The organism is Amycolatopsis sp. NPDC004625 (assembly GCF_040609695.1).
In the GTDB taxonomy this organism is placed as follows: domain Bacteria; phylum Actinomycetota; class Actinomycetes; order Mycobacteriales; family Pseudonocardiaceae; genus Amycolatopsis.
Map to the genome: position 1 here is coordinate 13,869 of NZ_JBEXKX010000072.1, position 19,121 is coordinate 32,989.

Consider the following 19,121-nt stretch of genomic DNA (forward strand, 5'->3'; position numbering starts at 1 on the left):
GGCCGCTGGTGATCAGCGCAGGACTGGGACGGCCGCCGTGGGCGGCCACCAGCTGGACGTCTGCGCGTGCATGCGGCGAGCATAACCGACGACCGTCACCACTCGGTATCGTCCGGACGCGGGATCGGCCACGCGGGTCTACCGTCTTAACCATGTATGTCGTCCTGCTGAACTACACAGCCCCGATAGAGGAAATCGACTACGCGCTCCCGGACCACGCCGAGTGGCTGAACAGGCAGTACGAGCACGGCCACTTCCTGGCGTCCGGGCGGCGGAACCCGCGCACCGGCGGCGTGATCATCACGCGGCCGATGTCCCGCGGGAAGCTCGACGCCATCCTGGCGTCCGACCCGTTCTGCGTTAAGCACCTGGCGAAGTACGAGGTCATCGAGTTCTCGCCGACGAAGACCGCGCCGGAGCTCCGGCTGCTCAACGAAGCCGTGCCCCACTAAGCGGCGAGGTCCTCTTTAGCCTTCTTCAGAGCCAATACCGGGCACTTCTTGCAGCGCGGCTTCGACCGGCAGCACTTCTTCTTGACCTTGCCGGCCTTCATGAGCTTGCGCACGACCTTCCGCGGGTCCTTCGGCTTCTTGCCCACGCGCACGCACCTCCCGGATCGGCGGCCTTCACCGGTTTCCCACGTTAGGTCAGCCTAAGCGTGAGGGGGGCGTGGGGCCGCTCACACCGGGGCGGCAGGTATCCTGAGTGAGGTCCGCGTGTGACCAGAGCCGGTCACGTGATGCCTGAGCGGTGTGCGCGGCCATCCAACCCTTGAAGTTCAGGAGTTCTCGCGTGCCCGCAGCCAGCGCTACCGTCGAAACCGGCCGGCCGACCGGTAAGACCCGGCCCGACCTGCGCAACGTCGCGATCGTCGCCCACGTCGACCACGGCAAGACCACGCTGGTGGACGCGATGCTCCGCCAGTCCGGCGCCTTCGCCGAGCGCGCCGAGGTCGTCGACCGCGTGATGGACTCGGGGGAGCTGGAGCGCGAAAAGGGCATCACGATCCTCGCGAAGAACACCTCGATCCACCGCCAGACGCCCGAGGGCCAGGTGACGATCAACGTCATCGACACCCCCGGCCACGCCGACTTCGGCGGCGAGGTCGAGCGCGGCCTGGCCATGGTCGACGGCGTCGTGCTGCTGGTCGACGCGTCCGAGGGTCCGCTCCCGCAGACCCGGTTCGTGCTCCGCAAGACCCTCGAAGCCGGCCTGCCGGTGATCCTGCTGGTCAACAAGACCGACCGCCCGGACGCCCGCATCGCCGAGGTCGTCGAGGAGACCCACGACCTGCTGCTCGAGCTGGCCAGCGACATCGAGGACGCCGACCACGACGCGATCCTCGACCTCCCGGTCGTCTACGCCTCCGCGCGCGCCGGCAAGGCCAGCCTGGAGCAGCCCGCCGACGGCGAGATCCCCGAGAGCGAGAACCTCGACCCGCTGTTCGACACGCTGCTCCGGCACGTTCCGCCGCCGGCCGCCGACCTCGACGCGCCGCTGCAGGCGCTGGTCACCAACCTCGACGCGTCCAACTTCCTCGGCCGCATCGCGCTGATCCGCATCCACGCCGGCAAGCTGCGCAAGGGCCAGACCGTGGCCTGGATGCGCGAAGACGGCAACGTCCAGAACGTGCGCATCTCCGAGCTGCTCGTCACCGAGGCGCTCACCCGCGTCCCGGCGACCGAGGCCAGCGCGGGCGAGCTCGTCGCCATCGCCGGCATCCCGGACATCACGATCGGCGACACGCTCGCCGACTCGGAGAACCCGGTCGCGCTGCCCCGGATCACCGTCGACGAGCCCGCCATCTCGATGACCATCGGCGTCAACACCTCGCCGCTGGCCGGGCGCAACGGCGGCGACAAGGTCACCGCGCGGCTGGTCAAGGCGCGCCTCGACCAGGAGCTCATCGGTAACGTGAGCATCCGCGTCCTGCCGACCGAGCGCCCCGACACCTGGGAGGTCCAGGGCCGCGGCGAGCTGGCGCTGGCCATCCTCGTCGAGCAGATGCGCCGCGAAGGCTTCGAGCTGACCGTCGGCAAGCCGCAGGTGGTCCTGCGCACGATCGACGGCAAGCTGCACGAGCCGTTCGAGCGCCTCTACATCGACTCGCCGGAGGAGCACCTCGGCGCGATCACCCAGCTCCTGGCCGCCCGCAAGGGCCGCATGGAGGACATGAGCGGCAACGGCACCGGCCGGATCAAGCTCGAGTACGTGCTCCCGTCGCGCGGCCTGATCAGCTTCCGCACCGACTTCCTCACCGAGACCCGCGGCACCGGCATCGCGAACCACGTGTTCGAGGGCTACTTCCCGTGGGCCGGCGAGATCCGCACCCGGCACAGCGGCTCCTTGGTCGCCGACCGGACCGGCCCGGTCACCGCGTACGCGATGATCCAGCTGGCCGACCGCGGCACGTTCTTCGTCGAGCCGGGCGCCGAGGTGTACGAGGGCATGGTCGTGGGCGAGAACCCGCGCTTCGAGGACCTCGACATCAACATCACCAAGGAGAAGAAGCTGACCAACATGCGTCAGTCCTCCGCCGACGTGATGGAAACGCTGGCCCGCCCGCGCAAGATGGGCCTGGAAGAGGCGCTGGAGTTCTGTTCCGTCGACGAATGCGTCGAGGTCGCGCCCGAGGTCGTCCGGGTCCGGAAGGTGATTCTGGACGTGAACACCCGCGCGAAGGAGCGTTCGCGCGCCAAGAGCCGCGACAACGGCTGATCCGCTCGTTCGGAAAAACCTCCCGGTGTGCGCCACCGGGAGGTTTTTTCGTGTCCGATCCCTTACGCTGGGTCGGCCGGACCCGAACCCACCGTCACGAATTCCGCTGTTCTTCTCCTTATATCTTTATAGGGGTTCCGGCGGCATCATCGCCTGGTGCCGGCCACCGAAGTGAACCTTTCTCGTGTCCGGCTCGTGTTCGTTCCGCCGTTCCGGAACGGTCCGGGAACCCGGACGGCGGTCCGCGCGTCCTTCCCCGTACGGGCACCACGGGGTGGCGGACCCGGCCGATCCGGGTATGGGAATCTCGGTTCCGGCGGCGAAGGCGGTCGTGGGAGCATGACTGACCCGATCGGTGGATTCTGGGAGGAACGGGGCGTGCGGGTGAATCGCAAGGCGGTGCCGGTACTGGCACTCGCGGCCGTGCTGCTCACCGCCTGCTCGAACACCCCGCCGCCACCGGTGGTGTCGTCGTCGGTCGCGCCGGTCTCGACCACCGGCAAGACGCCGTCGCAGATCGTCGTCGGCGTCGACGACGTGCTCGGCGGGTACAACCCGCACAACCTCGCGGACTCGTCCCAGGCGACCTCGGCGCTCTCGCAGCTGCTGCTGCCCTCGGTGTTCCGCCAGAAGGACGACGGCACCACCCAGCTCGACAAGAACCTGATGAAGTCCGCCGAGGTGGTCTCGCAGCAGCCGTTCGTGGTCGCCTACGAGATCCGGCCGGACGCGTCCTGGTCCGACGGCGCGCCGATCGCCGCCGAGGACTTCGACTACCTGCGCACCCAGATGCGCGACCAGCCCGGCGTGATCGGGCCCGCCGGCTACCGGCAGATCACCGACCTGCAGTCCCGCGAAGGCGGCAAGCGCGTCGAGGTCACCTTCGCCAAGCCGTACCCGGGCTGGCAGACGCTGTTCTCCGACCTGCTGCCCGCCCACCTGCTCAAGGACGCGCCCGACGGCTGGCGCGGTGCGCTGGCCTCGAACTTCCCGGCCATCGCCGGCCCGTTCTCGATCAAGAGCCTCGACACCGCCCGCGGCGAGGTCATCCTCGAGCGCAACGAGCGCTACTGGGAGAAGCCCGCCGCGATCGACCGGATCGTGCTCCGCCGGTCGGACCAGAGCACGCTGCTGGCCGCCCTGCGCAGCGGCAACGACCAGTTCGCGCTGGCCAGGACGACCGGCGACGAGCTCAAGCTGCTCGGCGAACTCGGCTCCGCGGTCCGGCTGCACACCGTGGCCCGCCCGATGGTCGCCGACGTGCTGCTGCGCCCGGTCAGCGCGACGCTGCAGGACACCCAGGTCCGCGCCGGGGTCGCCGCCCTGATCGACCGCGCCAAGCTGATCACCGAGGGCGTCAACGGCGGCCCGTCGTCGGCCCTGCACGCCGACGCGCAGGTGACGCCGCCGTCGGTGAAGGGCTACGCGGCGACCATCCCGCCCGGCCCGCCGACCGCGCCCGACGTCGCCAAGGCCGAGGAGTCCCTCAAGGCGGCCGGCTACACCAGGACCGCGGGCACCTGGCGCAAGAACGGCAAGGCCCTTTCGCTGGTCATCGCCTCGCCCGGCACCCAGGAGCCGTACGCGACGATCGCCAAGGAGCTCGCCGCCGAGCTCACCGCGCAGGGCATCGAGGTCAACACGATCGCGCCGCAGCCGCGCGACCTGTTCAGCGGGCTGCTCGCGATGCCGGTCGTCAGCGGGGTCCAGCAGCCGACCGGCGACTCGGCGGGCAACGTCGGGGTCGACATCGCCGTCGTCCCGCAGGCCGTCGGCGGCGACACCGCGTCGGTGCTCGCCTCGACCTTCGGCTGCCGCCCGGAGCAGACCGCCGCGGGCGCGGACAAGACCAAGCCCGTCGTCCCGGGCAACTCGGCCGGCTTCTGCGACCCGGCGCTGCAGCCGTCGATCGACGCGGCGCTGTCCGGATCGACCCCGATCGCCGAGGCGCTGACCACTCTTGAGCCTGAACTTTGGCGTCAGAACGTGGTAATCCCGTTGTTCCAATTGGCTGACACCCTGGCGATCGGATCGGGCATCTCGGGCGTTACCCCGGGCCCCCCGATGGTGGGCCCGTTCGGGTCCGCGGTGAACTGGACCCGCGGCCCGAAGTAATCGCTTGGCTACGCATTCAGTACTACCGGGTGATCTTCACCAACGCGTTCGAGTGGGACGTGGTGAATCCATGAGGTAACCGTCGTATTTCTGGATGTCGACTGGAAGTCACCCTTTGGTCACGATCGACCCTGAACTGGTGACTGTCGGTACTTTTCCTTTCTAGCGTGCTCCCGCAGTGCGCCAGTTGAGTGTCGCTTGGCGTGTCGTAGGCTCCGGCCCATCCAACCGGAGCGGTGTGGGCCCTTGTCCCGATATTCAAGGGCTCAGTGCTAGGAGGGCACACTTCATGAGGAGATCCAAAGCAGTCTCCGCTTTGTCGCTCGTCGCCGGCGCTTCGCTGTTGCTGAGCGCCTGCAGCGGTGGTGATTCGGGCTCGGGCAACACCGACCAGAACGGATCGTCGACCGACGTCAAGGCGATGGCTGTCGGCAAGGCCGAAACCGGTGACCTGTTCAAGGTCGCGGACACGCCGCCTTACGACGGTACCGTCACGATCGGTATCGACGACGGGTACTCGGGGTACAACAACCAGACCCCGGACACCAACAGCTCGTACAACAACTACGTCCTGGCCGCGGTGCTCTCCGGTACGTTGAAGCTCGACGGCAACAACAAGGTGCTGCTGAACAACGACGTCTTCGAGTCGTGGGACATCACGCAGAAGGACCCGCAGCAGGTCACCTACAAGATCAAGCCGAACATCAAGTGGTCGGACGGCCAGCCGTACGACTGCAAGGACATGTACCTCGCGTGGCTGTCGCAGAGCGGCTTCGCGAAGGGTCCGGACGGCAAGAACCCGTTCAACTCGGCTTCGACCACCGGTTACTCGCTGATCAAGCAGGCCACCTGCAAGGACGCGCTGACCTTCGTCACCGACTACAGCGAGCCCTACCTGGACTACAAGGGTCTCTTCAACGCGCCGGCGATCATGCCCGCGCACATCCTCGAGGCCAAGACCGGCATCGCCGACATCACCAAGCTGGCCCCGACCGGCGACCCGGCCCAGATCAAGGCCGCCGGTGACTTCTGGACGAACGAGTGGAAGGGCTTCAAGGCGGACATCATGCCCGCTTCCGGCCCGTACAAGATCACCGCGTTCGACGCCAACCAGAAGGCCGTCACCCTCGAGAAGAACCCGCAGTGGGCGGGCGGCAAGGGTGGCCCGTCGAAGATCATCGTCAAGGCCATGGAAGACACCAAGGCCATGGCTACCGCGCTGCAGAACGGTGAGATCGACGTCGCGGCGTCGACCCAGCCGGACGCCACCGCGGCCCAGACGATGAAGGGCCTCGCGGCCCAGGGCGTGGTCTACGGTTCGGCCCCGCAGCTGACCTACGAGCACCTCGACCTGAACTTCAAGCGCATGTTCGCCGACAAGGACCTTCGCAAGGCCTTCATCGAGTCGATCAACCGCAAGGAGATCACGGACAAGCTGCTCAAGGAGGTCCAGGCGGACGCGGAGCCGCTGAACAGCGTCGTCTTCTTCCAGGGTGAAGAGGGCTACACCGACCTGTACAGCAGCAAGGCGGGCCTGGGTGCCGACGCGGCGGCCAAGACGCTGACCGACGCCGGCTGGGCCAAGGGCGCCGACGGCATCTTCGCCAAGAACGGTGTGCGCGCTTCGTTCAAGATCACGCACAACCAGAACGCCCGCCGCAGCCAGACCGTCGAGATCATCATCTCGCAGGCCAAGGCGGCCGGCATCGAGGTCAAGGACGAGACCGACGCCAACTTCCTCAAGGGTGGCCGCGTCTCGACCGGTGACTACGACGTCGCGCTGTTCGGCTGGTCGGCCCAGCCGTTCAAGGCGGAGTCCCGCTCGATCTACATCTGCCCGGACAAGGGCGGCGAGCAGAACTACCAGGCGCTGTGCGACCCGAAGATCGACGACGCCTACAACGCTGCGGTGAAGGCGACCGACGAGCAGGTCAAGCTGCAGAAGTACCAGGAGGCCGACAAGGCCATCGCCGACGACTACGCGACCCTGCCGCTGTTCCAGACGCCGAGCATGTGGGCGTTCAAGGGCATCGACCGCGTCTACATGCAGTCGTACGACGGTGTGCTGTGGAACGCCAGCGAGTGGGAGCAGAAGAAGTAGGGCTCGCCCCGCCTCTTCTTTCCCCTCGCTCCAGATGACCTGGGAGGTACCGGGGTCCGGCCACAAGCCGGGCCCCGGTACCCACCGGAAGTAGCTGTTGACCGTAGGGTTACCGCCACTACGGTAGACAACCGGGTAGCGGTCCAGCGCACTTCTGACGACCAGGCCCGGATGAGGAGCAGTTCGTTGAACCTGGTGATCTACATCCTTCGCCGTCTGGCGATATCGATTCCCGTCCTGCTGGTCGGGACTTTCCTGTGTTTCGTCATGGTCGCCGGCACCGGCGACCCGCTGGGCGAGCTGCGCCAGAACCCGCAGATCAGCAAGGAAGCGCTGGCCGCGACGGCCGCCAAGCTCGGTCTCGACCAGGGCATCATCCCCCGCTACTTCACGTGGCTCGGTGACTTCCTGACCGGCAACTGGGGCATCTCCATCGCCCAGGGCAACGCCCTCGCGCCGGTCGCCCCGAAGGTGATGGCCGCGCTCGGCGTCACGTTCAAGCTGGTGGTCGGCGCCGAAATCCTCGCGCTGATCGTGGGCATCATCGTCGGCGTGCTCGCCGCGGTGAAGCAGTACTCGATCATCGACTACCTCGCGACCACCCTCGCGTTCCTGCTCTTCTCGATGCCGATCTTCTGCGTCGCGATCGTGCTGAAGCGCTATGCGATCGAGATCAACGGCTGGGTCCGCGACCTCGGCCTGTCCGACGTCCTCGGCAACCCGTGGCTGCGCACGACCAGCCCGGAGCAGCTGAAGACCGACGGCGTCGGCGACTTCATCACCAGCACCATCGGCGCGTACCTGCTGCCGACGCTGTCGATCATGGCGATCAGCTTCGCGGCGTACAGCCGGTTCCAGCGCGCCTCGATGCTCGAGGTGATGGGCTCGGACTACGTGCGCACCGCGCGCGCCAAGGGCCTGGCCAACGGCCGGGTCATCTTCCGGCACGCGTTCCGCAACGCCCTGATCCCCGTGACGACCCTGTTCTCGGTGAACTTCGGCTCGGTCCTGGCCGGCGCGATCATCACCGAGACGGTCTTCAACTGGCACGGTATGGGCACATTGCTGGTGGAAGCCGTCACGAAGAACGACACCCAGGTCATGATGGGGTGGCTCGTGGTGATCGCCTCGCTCGTCATCATCGCCAACCTGATCGCCGACCTGATGTACGGCATCCTGGACCCGAGGATTCGCGTTGGCTGACTTGAACTCTCTTCTCGCGACCGAAACCGCCGCGGCCGACGGCACGCTGCCGGCGGACGCCCTGCCGGAACCGCGGAGCCAGGGCAAGCTGGTCCTGCGCAAGTTCCTGCACCACAAGCTGGCGATGGCCTCGACGGCGGTGCTGATCCTGATCGTCCTGATCAGCGTGCTGATGCCGATCTTCTGGAAGCACGGCTACCAGGACAGCTCGTTCCCGTCGTTCGCCAAGCCCAGCGGCGAGTTCCCGCTCGGGACGACGCAGGTCGGCAAGGACATGGTGTCGCAGGTGCTGCGCGGCACCCAGTACTCGCTGCTGATCGCGCTCACGGTGTCGATCCTGGCCACCGTGATCGGCGTGGTGTTCGGCGCGGTCGCCGGCTACCTGCGCGGGTTCACCGACTCGGCGATCTCCCGGGTGACGGACCTGTTCCTGATCATCCCGCAGATCGCCGCGGCGGCCATCCTCGCCAAGGTGTTCGGCGGCGGTACGTGGTACATCGTCGCGCTGGTGCTGTCGGCGTTCGCGTGGATGCCCATCGCCCGGATCACCCGGGCCGAGGCGATGTCGCTGTCGCAGCGCGAGTTCGTCGACGCGGCGCGCGCTTCGGGCGCCGGTGTCGTCCGGATCATCTTCAAGCACCTGGTGCCGAACATGGTCGGCAGCATCACGGTCAACGCGACCCTCGCGGTCGCGCAGGCCGTGCTGGCGGAAGCCGCGCTGTCGTTCATCGGCCTGGGTGTCCAGCTGCCGGACACCTCGCTCGGCCGCGTCATCCTGGAGAACTACGCCCAGCTGCAGACCCGGCCGGCGCTGTTCTTCGGGCCGTTCGTCGTGCTCGTGCTGATTTCACTGACGATCAACTTCATCGGTGACGGTCTTCGCGACGCCTTCGACCCGCGCCAGCGGAGAATGAAGGCCTGAACGCGTGACGCGGGGGTGACCGGTTCCGGTCGCCCCCGCGTCCGTTTTCCCGCGCGGATCGCCGGACCTGGGGGTTTCGGATGAATCTCGTGCTCTACGTGCTCCGCCGGCTGGCCGTCTCCGTCCCGGTCCTGCTGGTCGGCACTTTCCTGTGCTTCGTGATGGTGTCCAACACCGGCGACCCGCTCGGCGAACTCCGCAGCAAACCGGGGATCAGCGCCGCGGCCATCGCCGAGACCGAGCACAAGCTGGGCCTGGACCAGAGCGTCGTCGCCCGCTACTTCAGCTGGCTGGGCCACTTCCTGACCGGCGACTGGGGCATCTCGATCGCCCAGGGCAACGCGTTCGCCCCGGTCCAGCCGAAGGTGATGGCGGCGTTCCGCGTGACGCTGGAGCTGGTGCTGACGGCGTCCGTGCTGGCCCTTGTCTTCGGCGTGCTGGTGGGTGTCCTCGCCGCGGTCAAGCAGTACTCGATCTGGGACTACCTGGCGACGACGCTGGCGTTCCTGATGTTCTCGATGCCGATCTTCTGCGTGGCGATCGTCCTCAAGGGCTACGCGATCCGCGCCAACATCTGGGTCCGCGACCTGGGCCTGGCCGACGTCCTCGGCGAACCGTGGCTGCGCACGACCAGCCCGGAGAGCCTCTCGGCCACCGGCGTGGGCGACGCGCTCGCGAAGTACGTCGGCGCGTTCCTGCTGCCGACGCTGTCGATCATGGCGATCACGTTCGCCGCGTACAGCCGGTTCCAGCGCGCGTCGATGCTGGAGGTCCTGGGCGCCGACTACGTGCGCACAGCGCGCGCCAAGGGGGCTTCCAACAGCCGCGTGATCTGGCGCCACGCGTTCCGCAACGCCCTGATCCCGGTGATGACGCTGTTCTCGGTCAACTTCGGCGCCACGGTGACGGGCGCGATCATCACCGAGACCGTCTTCAACTGGCACGGCATGGGCACGCTGCTGGTGGAGGCGGTCAACAAGAACGACCCCCAGGTCCTGATGGGCTGGCTGGTGGTGATCGCGGCGAGCGTGGTGATCGCCAACCTGATCGCGGACCTCCTGTACGGCATCCTCGACCCCCGCATCCGCGTCGGCTGATGCCCGCCCAGTCACGCGTGATGCCCCGCCAGTCACGCGTGATGCCCGCCTGATCACGCGTGAAGCCCCGCCAGACACGGCGAAGGGCCCACACCCACCCGGGGCGGGCCCTTCGCCGTCAGTACGTCAGTCGGCCACCGGGGCCAGCTTGCCGGCCTCCCAGGCCGCGCGGCGCTCGGCCTGCAGCACGGGGTCCGCGACCGGGGCCGCCGACAGCAGGCGCTTCGTGTACTCCTGCTGCGGCGAGTGCAGCACCTGGTCACGCGTGCCGACCTCGACGAGCTTGCCGTGCTGCATCACCGCGACGCGGTCGGCGAGCAGGTCGACCACCGCCAGGTCGTGGCTGATGAACAGGCAGGCGAACTGCAGCGACTGCTGCAGGTCCAGGAACAGGTCCAGCACGCGGGCCTGCACCGACACGTCCAGCGCCGACGTCGGCTCGTCCGCGATGAGCAGCGCCGGGTCGAGCGACAGCGCCCGGGCGATCGCCACGCGCTGGCGCTGGCCGCCCGAGAGCTCGTGCGGGTAGCGGTTCATGTAGTGGCCGCCCAGCTCGACCTTGTCGAGCAGCGACCGCACGCGCGCCGACAGCGCCTTGCCGGACAGCACCTTGTGCAGCACCATCGGCTCGGCGATCGACTCGCCGATCGTCATCTTCGGGTCCAGCGTCGACGCCGGGTCCTGGAACACGATCGAGAAGAACCGGCGAAGCGGGCGAAGCTCCTTCGCCGACATTTTCGTGATGTCCTTGCCCGCGATCGAGATCGTGCCCTCGGTCGCGCGCAGCAGGCCGACGGCGCAACGGCCGACCGTCGACTTGCCGGAACCCGACTCGCCCACCAGACCGACGATCTCGCCCTTGGCGATGGTCAGCGAGACGTCGTCGACCGCGCGGTTCTTGCCCTGGCCGCGGCGGCCCGGGTACTCGAGCACGAGGTTCTTGATCTCCAGGGCCGGCGCGGCCTCTTCGATCACGGCCTCGAGCTCCTCGTCGGCCAGCCGGATCTCCTCGGCGATCTTGGCCGCCTCGGTGCTGTCGGTCGCGATCCCGGCGTCGTCGAGCAGACGACGGCCCTCGGGACGCTGGCCGAGCACCGGTACCGCGGCGAGCAGCCGCCGGGTGTAGTCCTCCTTCGGCGACGCGAACAGCTCGCGCACCGGCGCCTCTTCGACGATCTCGCCCTGGTACATCACGATGACGCGGTCGGCCATGTCGGCGACGACGCCCATGTCGTGGGTGATCAGCACGATCGCCGTGTCGAGGGTGTCCCGCAGCTTGCGCAGCAGGCCCAGGATCTCGGCCTGGACCGTGACGTCGAGCGCGGTGGTCGGCTCGTCGGCGATGATGACCTTCGGGTCGCAGGCGATCGCCATGGCGATGACGACGCGCTGGCGCAGCCCGCCCGAGAGCTGGTGCGGGTACTGCTTGAACCGCAGCTCAGGATTCGGGATGCCGACCATGTCGAGCAGCTCGACCGCCCGCTTGTCGGCGGCGTCCTTGGCGATGTCGAGGTGGGACCGCAGGGCCTCGCGCAGCTGCCAGCCGACCGTGTAGACCGGGTTCAGCGCCGTCATCGGCTCCTGGAAGATCATCGCGACCTGGTTGCCGCGGATCTTCTGCATGTCCTTTTCCTTGAGATCCGCCAGGTTGCGCTCGCCGAGGCGCAGCTCGCCGGCGATCCGGCTGGTCTTGGGCAGCAGGCCCAGCACCGACATCGACGTGACGGACTTGCCGGACCCGGACTCCCCGACCACGGCGACGATCTCGCCGGGCTTGACGTCGAACCCGATGCCCTTGACGGCGTTCACGACGCCGTCCTCCGTCTGGAACGACACGCTCAGGTCGGAAATGGACAGGACCGATCCTGACACGCCGGCGACGTCCGCCGAAGTTGCTTCAGTGCTCACCAGATGCCCTTCGTGGGGGTACAGACTGTCACGACGCGGCGGTCGCGACTCGCGCGAGGATAACCGAGGGTGTCCCCGACGAAGGTCGGAGCACGGGAATTACGCTCAACCCGTGATCTCCCCGGTATCGCGCAGGCTGCTGTTCGTCCACGCCCATCCCGACGACGAAAGCATCACCACCGGCGCCTCGATCGCACGATACGCCGCCGAGGGCGCCGACGTGACCGTGGTGACCTGCACGCTGGGTGAGGAGGGCGAGGTGATGGCCGACCTGGGCGAGCTGGAGGGCCTGCGGGCCCACACCGCCGACCAGCTGGGCGGCTACCGCGTCACCGAGCTGATGGCCGCGTGCGCCGCGCTCGGGGTGTCCCGGCACCACTACCTGGGCGGGCTGGGCCGGTGGCGCGATTCGGGCATGGCGGGCACGCCGTCGGCGTCGCACCCGCGGGCGTTCACCGGGGGGTCCGCCGACGAGCAGGCGGCGCAGCTGGCGGAGCTCCTCGACGAGGTCCGGCCCCAGGTCGTCGTCACCTACGACGCCTTCGGCGGCTACGGCCACCCCGACCACATCCGGGCCCACGACATCACGATGGCGGCGGCGCCGCGGGCCCGCTCGGTCGAGCGGGTCTTCCACACGGTCGCGCCGCGGACCGCGGTGCGGGCCGGCCTGGCCGCGTTGCGCGCCGACGACCCGATCTTCGACGTGCCGGCGGACGAGGAGCTGCCCACCACACCCGACGAAGAGATCACGACGGTCCTCGACGTCGCCGCGCACCTGCCCGCGAAGCTCGCGGCCCTGCGCGCGCACGCGACGCAGCTGGCCGTGGTTGACGGCGACGTCCCGTACTTCGCGCTGACGAACGAGCTCGCCCAGCCGATCCTTACGCAGGACTGCTTCGTGCTGGCCCACGGCCCGGCCGAGGGTGCCGCGCACGACCTGTTCGGCGGGCTGTGACCGTGGACGAGCGCCTGACGCTCGAGCAGGGCCTGCTGCTCGCGCTGCTCGCGGTCGACACGGTGCTGCTCGCGCTGCTGGAGCTGTTCTTCCTGCCGCTGCGGATCGGCGTGGTCCCGGTACCGGTGACCGTCCTGGTGGGCGCCGTCACCACGCCGTGGCTGGTGTGGACCACAGCGAAGCTGGTGCGGCCCGGGCTTTCCTGGGTACCCCTCGCGGTGTGGGTGCTCGTCGTGTTCGGGTTCGGCATGCTGGGCCCGGGTGGGGACCTGGTGCTGATCCAGGACTGGCGGGCCTTGCTGCTGCTCGGCGCGAGTGCGCTGCCGGGTGCGATGGTGCTCGGCGGCGGGCCGGGCCGGGTGGGAAGGAGTCCGGGACGTGGCTGAGGCGATCTCCGACCGGCAGGTGGTGTCGGTCCTGCGGCCGTTCGTCCGCGCGTGCGGGCCGATGCTCGACGCGCTGCGCGAGTCCGACCCGTTCGGCCTGCAGGCCCGGGCGGCCGACGACCTCGCCGAAGTCGAGTCCGGGCTCAAGGCGAAGCTGATCCACGGCGTCACGTCGGTGAAGGTCCCCGGCACGGCGGCGTGGGCAAGGATGACGGGCTACGACCGGTCGAGCTGGTGGATGAACCGCGTCGGCCGCTTCACGGCGTTGCTGACGTCGATCCCCGGCCTGGGCGGCGCACTGGCCGACCGGCTGCCGGTCCAGGACACGCTGGGCGCGGCGTCGCAGGGGCTGCTGCTGTGCGCGATCGCGGGCGAGTACGGCGTGACGGACGTCGGCACGCGCGTGCGCCTGATCGCGTGGGTGCTGTTCGAGCGCGACATCGACGCGGATCTGGCGGCGGGCCGCCACGAGGACCACGACGAGGCGGCGGAAGCCGACGAAGCGGCGAAGCTGACCGAGGAACTGACGGCGTCGGAGAAGAAGCACGGCAAGGCGACGGTGAAGGCGGCCGGGCGCACGCTGTGGCGGCTCGGCCGCGGCCTGCTGGGGATCACGGGCGAACTGGAGAAGCGCCCACGCGGCAACCTGTTCCACCGGGCGCTCGGCATGCTCCCGGTCGTCGGCGCGGCGGGCGACTACCTGGGGGAGCGGTCGGGCCTGCGGGTGGCGTGGAAGCGCGCGCACGTCTGGCTGACCGAGCACGCGCCGCCGGCCACGGCACCGCGCTGATCATTCCCGCGCGGTGCCGTCGTCAAACCTCAGCCCCAGAAGTGGAAGACGCTGTAGCCGATCTTCGCGCCGTCCGAGTAGCCGCCGAGCGCGTTGAAGATCGCGTACGCGCCGTCCCACAGCGCGTTGTTCGCCGGGCGGAACAGCCACAGCAGCGCGAACAGCAGGATCGGCGCCCACGGCCGGACGCGCGCGCCGAACTCGCGCGCCTGCGGCGGCAGGTACGGCTCGATCGCGCCCCAGCCGTCGAGCCCCGGGATCGGCAGGATGTTGAGGATGAACGTGACGACCTGCAGCAGCGCCAGGTAGGACAGCGCGATCACCAGGCCGCCCGCCATCGGGACCAGCGCGACCACCAGCGCCAGCGCGGCGCCGACCGCGAGGTTGCTCAGCGGCCCGGCCAGCGACACCCACGACGACGTCCCCCGCGACCGCAGCGCGCCCCGGTTGATCCAGACCGCGCCGCCGGGCAGCGGGATGCCGCCGATGACGAGGAAGACCAGCGGCAGGACGATCGACAGCACCGGATCGGTGTACTTCCGGACGTCCAGCGTCAGGTAACCCTTGTGGGCGACGCTGTAGTCGCCACCGCGGTAGGCGACCATCGCGTGCCCGAACTCGTGCAGCGACAGCGACGCCACCCAGCCGGCGGCGACGAAGATCACGACGCCGGCGATGAGCAGCGGATCGCGGTCGCGGACGAAAACGGTGTCGATGTCACCGAACGCGGCCATCGCGCCGCCGGCGACGGTGAGCGCGAGGATGCCGAGGAAGACCGGGCTGGGGCGCACTGCTGACTTCTGCACGTGCTCCAGTCTTCCGTATGCCCGGTGTGAAGTTACCGGCGTGTCCCCTTGCGCGATCGGGCCGGAACGTCCCCCGAACTCGCTACTCCGCTTGACCTGACCGCACTACACGGGTGTAATCACAGTGATGTCATTCGCCGCCGAGAGGGGACGGCGAGTGTCGTTTCACCACCGCCAGCCTGGGGAGTGCTAGGGAGCGAGGAGGCGGACGTGCGGTTGGAAGCCGATGGGAAGGAATGGGGGCACGTCATGGGTTGGGGCGAGATCCCGGAGCAGGCTCTGGGAGATCTCACCGAGCTCATCGATGCCACCGAAGAAGAGCAGGATTGGCAGGAACGCGCCCTGTGCGCGCAGACGGACCCGGAGGCGTTCTTCCCCGAGAAGGGCGGCTCCACCAGGGAAGCCAAGCGGATCTGCCTGGGCTGCGAGGTCAAGGACGAGTGCCTTGAGTACGCGCTGGCCCACGACGAACGCTTCGGCATCTGGGGCGGTCTGTCCGAGCGGGAGCGCCGCAAGCTGAAGAAACGCGCTGTTTAGGGGAGAGGTGGGTTCGCGAGCCACGCTCGCGCCTCCGTGTCTTCCGGACGTGCGCCCGCGCGTGGGCGGGTCGTGTCCGACGTCGTGTCCACCCAGTGGAACTGCGGAATTCGCCGGTGACGCTTGCGTCACCGGCGAATTTCTCTTGGGGCGGGACCGGCGTGGGTTCACCATCGGGTGACGGACCGGGGCCGTAGGGTGGCCGGACCGACTGCCGCCTGATCAGGAGCGTTCGTTGCCCCGCACCGCCGCGCCGCCCGTCCCGCGCACCGCGCCCGTTCTGGCCATTGTGGTCTGTCACGACGGCGAAACCTGGTTGCCGCTGGCCCTTTCCGCCCTGCGCCGCAGCACGGTCCGGCCCCGGTACGTGCTCGCCGTCGACACCGGCTCCACCGACGCCACCCCGCGGCTGCTCGCCGACGCCGCCGCCGACCCGGGGCCGGATTCTTCTCCCGTGCTCTCCGGTGTCATCACCCTTCCGGCTGACACCGGCTTCGCCGCCGCGGTCGCCGCGGCCGTCGAACACGCCACCGGCCGCTGGGGCGACGACCCGGGCTCGTGGCTGTGGCTGCTGCACGACGACTGCGCGCCCGAACGCGACTGCCTCGAAGAACTCCTCGACGTCGCCACGAAGACGCCGTCGGCCACCGTCCTCGGCCCGCTCGGGCTCGACTGGACCGACCCGCGGCTGATCGTCGAAGCCGGCCTTTCCACCGACGCCTCCGGCCACCGCCAGCAGATCGCCGCGACCGGCGACGACCCGGTGGAGGTGCTCGCCGTGCCCAGCGCGGGCTCGCTCGTGCGCCGCGACGCCTGGGACGCCCTCGGCGGCTTCGACCCCGGATTCCCGTTGCTGCGCGAGGATCTCGACTTCGGCTGGCGCGCCAACGCCGCCGGCGGCATCGTCCTGTCCGTACCGGTCGCCCGCGTGCGGCACGCCCGCGCCGTCACCACCGGACGGCGGACGGCGGACGCCCTCCCCGGCCCGCTGTCCGCCGCGAACCGCGCCCACGGGTTGCGCGTGTTCCTGGTGAACTGCTCGCCGTTTTCCTTCTGGCTCGGCATGATCCGGCTCCCGCTCCTCTCGGTGCTGCGCGCGCTCGCGTTCGTGCTGCTGCGCCGCACCAGCGAAGCGCGGGCCGAGTTCGCCGCCGCCGCGTACCTCCTCAGTGGACGCGGCGGATTGCGAGCCGCCCGCGACCGCCGACGGCGGAATCCGCGGCCTGGCACGGTTCGCGGGCTCTTCACCGGGCGGTGGACCCGGCTGCACAACGCCGTCCGCGCCGGCGTCGTCGGCCTCGTGCGCCGCGGTGTCGAAAACGAAGTCGCGCTCGGCCGGGTGCCCGAGACGGTCGAGACGGAGTCGGCGTGGGTGACGCCGGAAGCGCTCGACGCCCGCGAGAGCCGTCCGGTCGGCCCCGACGCGCTGCCCGCGGGCGCGCTGCGCGGTGTCAGTGCGCGCGGGTCCGGGCTCCGCCGCCCGGGCACGCTCGTCGCCGTCGCGCTGCCGGAAGCACCGGCACCGGTGACCGAGGACGCTCCCGAAGCCGAGGAGCCGGAGCTCGTCTTCGTCGAGGTGAACCGCCGCCGGGTGCTCGCGGCCACGATCTTCGCGCCCCCGGTGGTGCTGCTCGTCGTGATGACGGCGCTCGGCCTGGTCGTGAACCGGGCCCGCCTCGGCCTAGACCTCTTCGGCGGCAAGCTGCTCCCGGTCGCCGGGCTGGGCGAGCTGTGGACGTCGTACCTGTCACCGTGGCACGCGATCGCGGGCGGCACCGGGGCGCCGGCGTCGGCCTCTCTACCAGTGATAGGGACGCTCGGCGCGGTGTTCGCCCCGCTCGGCGGCCCGGCCGCCCTGGTGGCGATCCTGCTCATCGGCGACATCCCTCTATCAGCGATAGGGGCGTACGTCGCGACGCGGCGGCTGCGCGTGCGCCGCTGGGTGCGTGCCGTCGTCGCCGCAACGTATGCGGTACTGCCCGCCGCGACCGCCGGAGTGGCGCAGGGCCGGCTCGACGTCGTCGTCGTGCACCTGGTGCTGCCGCTGGTCGCCGCGGGCATCGCCGGGCTGCTGGCCCGGGCGGACACGCGCTGGCTGCACGTGTCCGCTCTATCAGCGATAGGGATGGCGTTGCTCGGCGCGTTCTCGCCCCTCGCGCACGGGCTCGCGCTCGCGGGGCTGCTGATCGGGTTCGTCGTGCTGCCCGCGCCGACCGGGCTGGCGCGCCGGATCGCGTCGGTCGGCATCGTGGTGCTGCTGCCGCTGGCGCTGCTGCTGCCGTGGCCGACGGTGCTGCTGCGGCACCCGGAACTGCTCGTGCAGGGCCTCGGCGGGGCGGCGTCGGCGGTGTCGGGCACCGACCTCGCCGGCCTCGACCCGGGCGGCCCGGGTGCCTGGCCGATCGGCGTCGCGGTGATCGCCGCGGCGCTGGTGGCCGTGGTCGTCCGGCCGACGAAGCTCGCGGCCGGCGGCCTCGCGCTGGCGGCCCTCGGCGGCGCTGGCCTGGTGCTGGTCCGGGTGGTCACCGCGGTACCGATGCAGGGCGGCGCCCCGGCGCACGGCTACGCGGGCGTGCCGCTCCTGATCGTCGGCGCGGGACTGTTGTGGGTGGTGCTCGGCTCGTGGCAGCGCGGCGGCTCGGCCGGCGTCCCGGCGACGTGGCTGCCGCAGGTGTTCGCGGTGGCCGGCGTGGCGGTGTTCCTGGCCCTGGCGGCAGGCGCGGCGCTGGTCGGCGCGCAGGGCCCGCTGCGGGCGGGCGCGCGGCCGTCACTGGCCCCGGAGGTCGCGGCGGAGCTGGCGGCGTCGGGCCGATCGGTGCTCGACGTGGCCCCGGACGCAACCCGCCAGATCGGCGGCCGCCTGCCGCACTACGGAGACGACGAGCTGGCCCCGGCCCCGGGCACCCCGGCCCGCCTGGCGACGTGGCGCCGCGACCTGGGCCAGGGCGACACGGCAGCGGTCCAGCGCACGGTCTCAGCCGCAGCGGCGGCGGGCGTGGAGTACATCGTGCTCCCGCCCGGCGTGGATCCCCAGGCGTACGTGCCCCTGGCAAAGGACATGCTCTCGGTGGCCGCCCCGACCTCGGACGCCCGCGGCGTGCTGCGCCTGCTCCCACCAGCGGGCCAGGTGATCCTGATTTCCCCGGAGCAGGCCAAGGCAGCAGTCACGGGCGGCGGCGCACCGGGCAACGCCCCGGGCGTGGCACCGGTACGCGCGGACCTCCCGGACGTCCGCGTCCGAGTATCCGACGGCCCAACAGGACGCCTACTGGTGTTGGCGGCAGAGCAGGAACCAGGCTGGAAGGCAACGGTGGCCGGCAAACCGGTCCCGATCGTCCCGGCATGGGGCCACCAGGTGGCGGTTTCGGTACCACCGACATCGTCGGAGGTAACGGTGGAGTACCCGGGAACAGAGCGCAACCTGCTGTTACTGGCCCAGCTGGCAGCGGTCCTGTTCACGCTTTTGACGGCAGTCCCACCGCGCAGCCGGCTTGTCCCAGCAAAGGAGCTGGGTGGTCATCCCGTCGCCTGAGGCCGTGAAATCACTTTGAGCCGGGCCCGCAACATGCAGACCAGGTCAGGG

Annotated in this window: 15 protein-coding genes; 12 read left to right on the forward strand and 3 right to left on the reverse strand. The window is 69.8% G+C overall.

What is annotated here, in order from left to right:
* Positions 1-152: 152 nt before the first annotated feature.
* Positions 153-452, forward strand: coding sequence for a YciI family protein (locus ABZW17_RS42890; protein ID WP_354827510.1), 300 nt, complete (start codon positions 153-155; stop codon positions 450-452).
* Here the strand turns inward: ABZW17_RS42890 and ABZW17_RS42895 are convergent.
* On the reverse strand, positions 449-598 hold the full coding sequence (locus ABZW17_RS42895) for a hypothetical protein (protein WP_003090169.1): 150 nt from the start codon (positions 596-598) through the stop codon (positions 449-451). The two genes, ABZW17_RS42890 and ABZW17_RS42895, sit on opposite strands and share 4 nt — an antisense overlap.
* 194 nt (positions 599-792) lie before the next feature.
* Between ABZW17_RS42895 and typA the strand changes: the two genes are divergently transcribed.
* The 6 genes from typA to ABZW17_RS42925 all read left to right on the forward strand — a co-directional run bounded on the left by typA (position 793) and on the right by ABZW17_RS42925 (position 10,156).
* Positions 793-2,718, forward strand: coding sequence for a translational GTPase TypA (gene typA, locus ABZW17_RS42900; RefSeq protein ID WP_354827513.1), 1,926 nt, complete (start codon positions 793-795; stop codon positions 2,716-2,718).
* Between the two features lie 378 nt (positions 2,719-3,096).
* Entirely contained in the window at positions 3,097-4,833 is a 1,737-nt protein-coding gene (locus ABZW17_RS42905) for an ABC transporter family substrate-binding protein (protein ID WP_354827516.1), read from the forward strand.
* A 289-nt stretch (positions 4,834-5,122) separates the two neighbouring features.
* Positions 5,123-6,934, forward strand: coding sequence for an ABC transporter family substrate-binding protein (locus ABZW17_RS42910; protein WP_354827519.1), 1,812 nt, complete (start codon positions 5,123-5,125; stop codon positions 6,932-6,934).
* A gap of 186 nt (positions 6,935-7,120) precedes the next feature.
* Positions 7,121-8,137, forward strand: coding sequence for an ABC transporter permease (locus tag ABZW17_RS42915; protein WP_354827522.1), 1,017 nt, complete (start codon positions 7,121-7,123; stop codon positions 8,135-8,137).
* On the forward strand, positions 8,130-9,059 hold the full coding sequence (locus ABZW17_RS42920; RefSeq protein ID WP_354827525.1) for an ABC transporter permease: 930 nt from the start codon (positions 8,130-8,132) through the stop codon (positions 9,057-9,059). Before ABZW17_RS42915 ends, ABZW17_RS42920 begins: the two co-directional genes overlap by 8 nt.
* Before the next feature lie 80 nt (positions 9,060-9,139).
* On the forward strand, positions 9,140-10,156 hold the full coding sequence (locus ABZW17_RS42925; protein ID WP_354827528.1) for an ABC transporter permease: 1,017 nt from the start codon (positions 9,140-9,142) through the stop codon (positions 10,154-10,156).
* A 126-nt stretch (positions 10,157-10,282) separates the two neighbouring features.
* On the opposite strand, the gene ABZW17_RS42930 is transcribed toward ABZW17_RS42925, so the two are convergent.
* Positions 10,283-12,064: an ABC transporter ATP-binding protein gene (locus ABZW17_RS42930; protein ID WP_354827531.1), complete on the reverse strand. Its 1,782-nt coding sequence runs from the start codon at positions 12,062-12,064 to the stop codon at positions 10,283-10,285.
* Positions 12,065-12,176: 112 nt separating this feature from the next.
* On the opposite strand from ABZW17_RS42930, the gene mshB reads away from it, so the two are divergent.
* The 3 genes from mshB to ABZW17_RS42945 are packed head-to-tail and all read left to right on the forward strand — an operon-like array spanning position 12,177 to position 14,195.
* On the forward strand, positions 12,177-13,019 hold the full coding sequence (gene mshB / locus ABZW17_RS42935; protein WP_354827534.1) for an N-acetyl-1-D-myo-inositol-2-amino-2-deoxy-alpha-D-glucopyranoside deacetylase: 843 nt from the start codon (positions 12,177-12,179) through the stop codon (positions 13,017-13,019).
* The gene (locus ABZW17_RS42940; protein ID WP_354827537.1) at positions 13,016-13,405 is read left to right on the forward strand and encodes a hypothetical protein; all 390 of its coding nucleotides are present in this window, start codon (positions 13,016-13,018) and stop codon (positions 13,403-13,405) included. The genes mshB and ABZW17_RS42940 overlap by 4 nt, the downstream gene beginning before the upstream one ends.
* Complete coding sequence (locus ABZW17_RS42945; protein WP_354827539.1) at positions 13,398-14,195, forward strand: hypothetical protein; 798 nt, start codon at positions 13,398-13,400, stop codon at positions 14,193-14,195. Before ABZW17_RS42940 ends, ABZW17_RS42945 begins: the two co-directional genes overlap by 8 nt.
* Before the next feature lie 29 nt (positions 14,196-14,224).
* Here the strand turns inward: ABZW17_RS42945 and ABZW17_RS42950 are convergent, their stop codons facing one another.
* Positions 14,225-14,986 carry a site-2 protease family protein gene (locus ABZW17_RS42950; protein ID WP_354827549.1) on the reverse strand — a complete coding sequence of 254 codons (762 nt, stop codon included), beginning with the start codon at positions 14,984-14,986 and terminating at the stop codon, positions 14,225-14,227.
* 264 nt (positions 14,987-15,250) lie between these two features.
* Between ABZW17_RS42950 and ABZW17_RS42955 the strand changes: the two genes are divergently transcribed.
* On the forward strand, positions 15,251-15,538 hold the full coding sequence (locus ABZW17_RS42955) for a WhiB family transcriptional regulator (RefSeq protein WP_167385067.1): 288 nt from the start codon (positions 15,251-15,253) through the stop codon (positions 15,536-15,538).
* A 235-nt stretch (positions 15,539-15,773) separates the two neighbouring features.
* Positions 15,774-19,070 carry a glycosyltransferase family 2 protein gene (locus ABZW17_RS42960; RefSeq protein WP_354827542.1) on the forward strand — a complete coding sequence of 1,099 codons (3,297 nt, stop codon included), beginning with the start codon at positions 15,774-15,776 and terminating at the stop codon, positions 19,068-19,070.
* The last annotated feature ends 51 nt before the right edge of the window (positions 19,071-19,121 follow it).

Coding starts and splice junctions, on each gene's coding strand:
- ABZW17_RS42890 (WP_354827510.1), top strand. CDS start 153: ATGTATGTCGTCCTGCTGAACTACACAGCCCCGATAGAGGAAATCGAC.
- ABZW17_RS42910 (WP_354827519.1), top strand. CDS start 5,123: ATGAGGAGATCCAAAGCAGTCTCCGCTTTGTCGCTCGTCGCCGGCGCT.
- ABZW17_RS42925 (WP_354827528.1), top strand. CDS start 9,140: ATGAATCTCGTGCTCTACGTGCTCCGCCGGCTGGCCGTCTCCGTCCCG.
- ABZW17_RS42955 (WP_167385067.1), top strand. CDS start 15,251: ATGGGTTGGGGCGAGATCCCGGAGCAGGCTCTGGGAGATCTCACCGAG.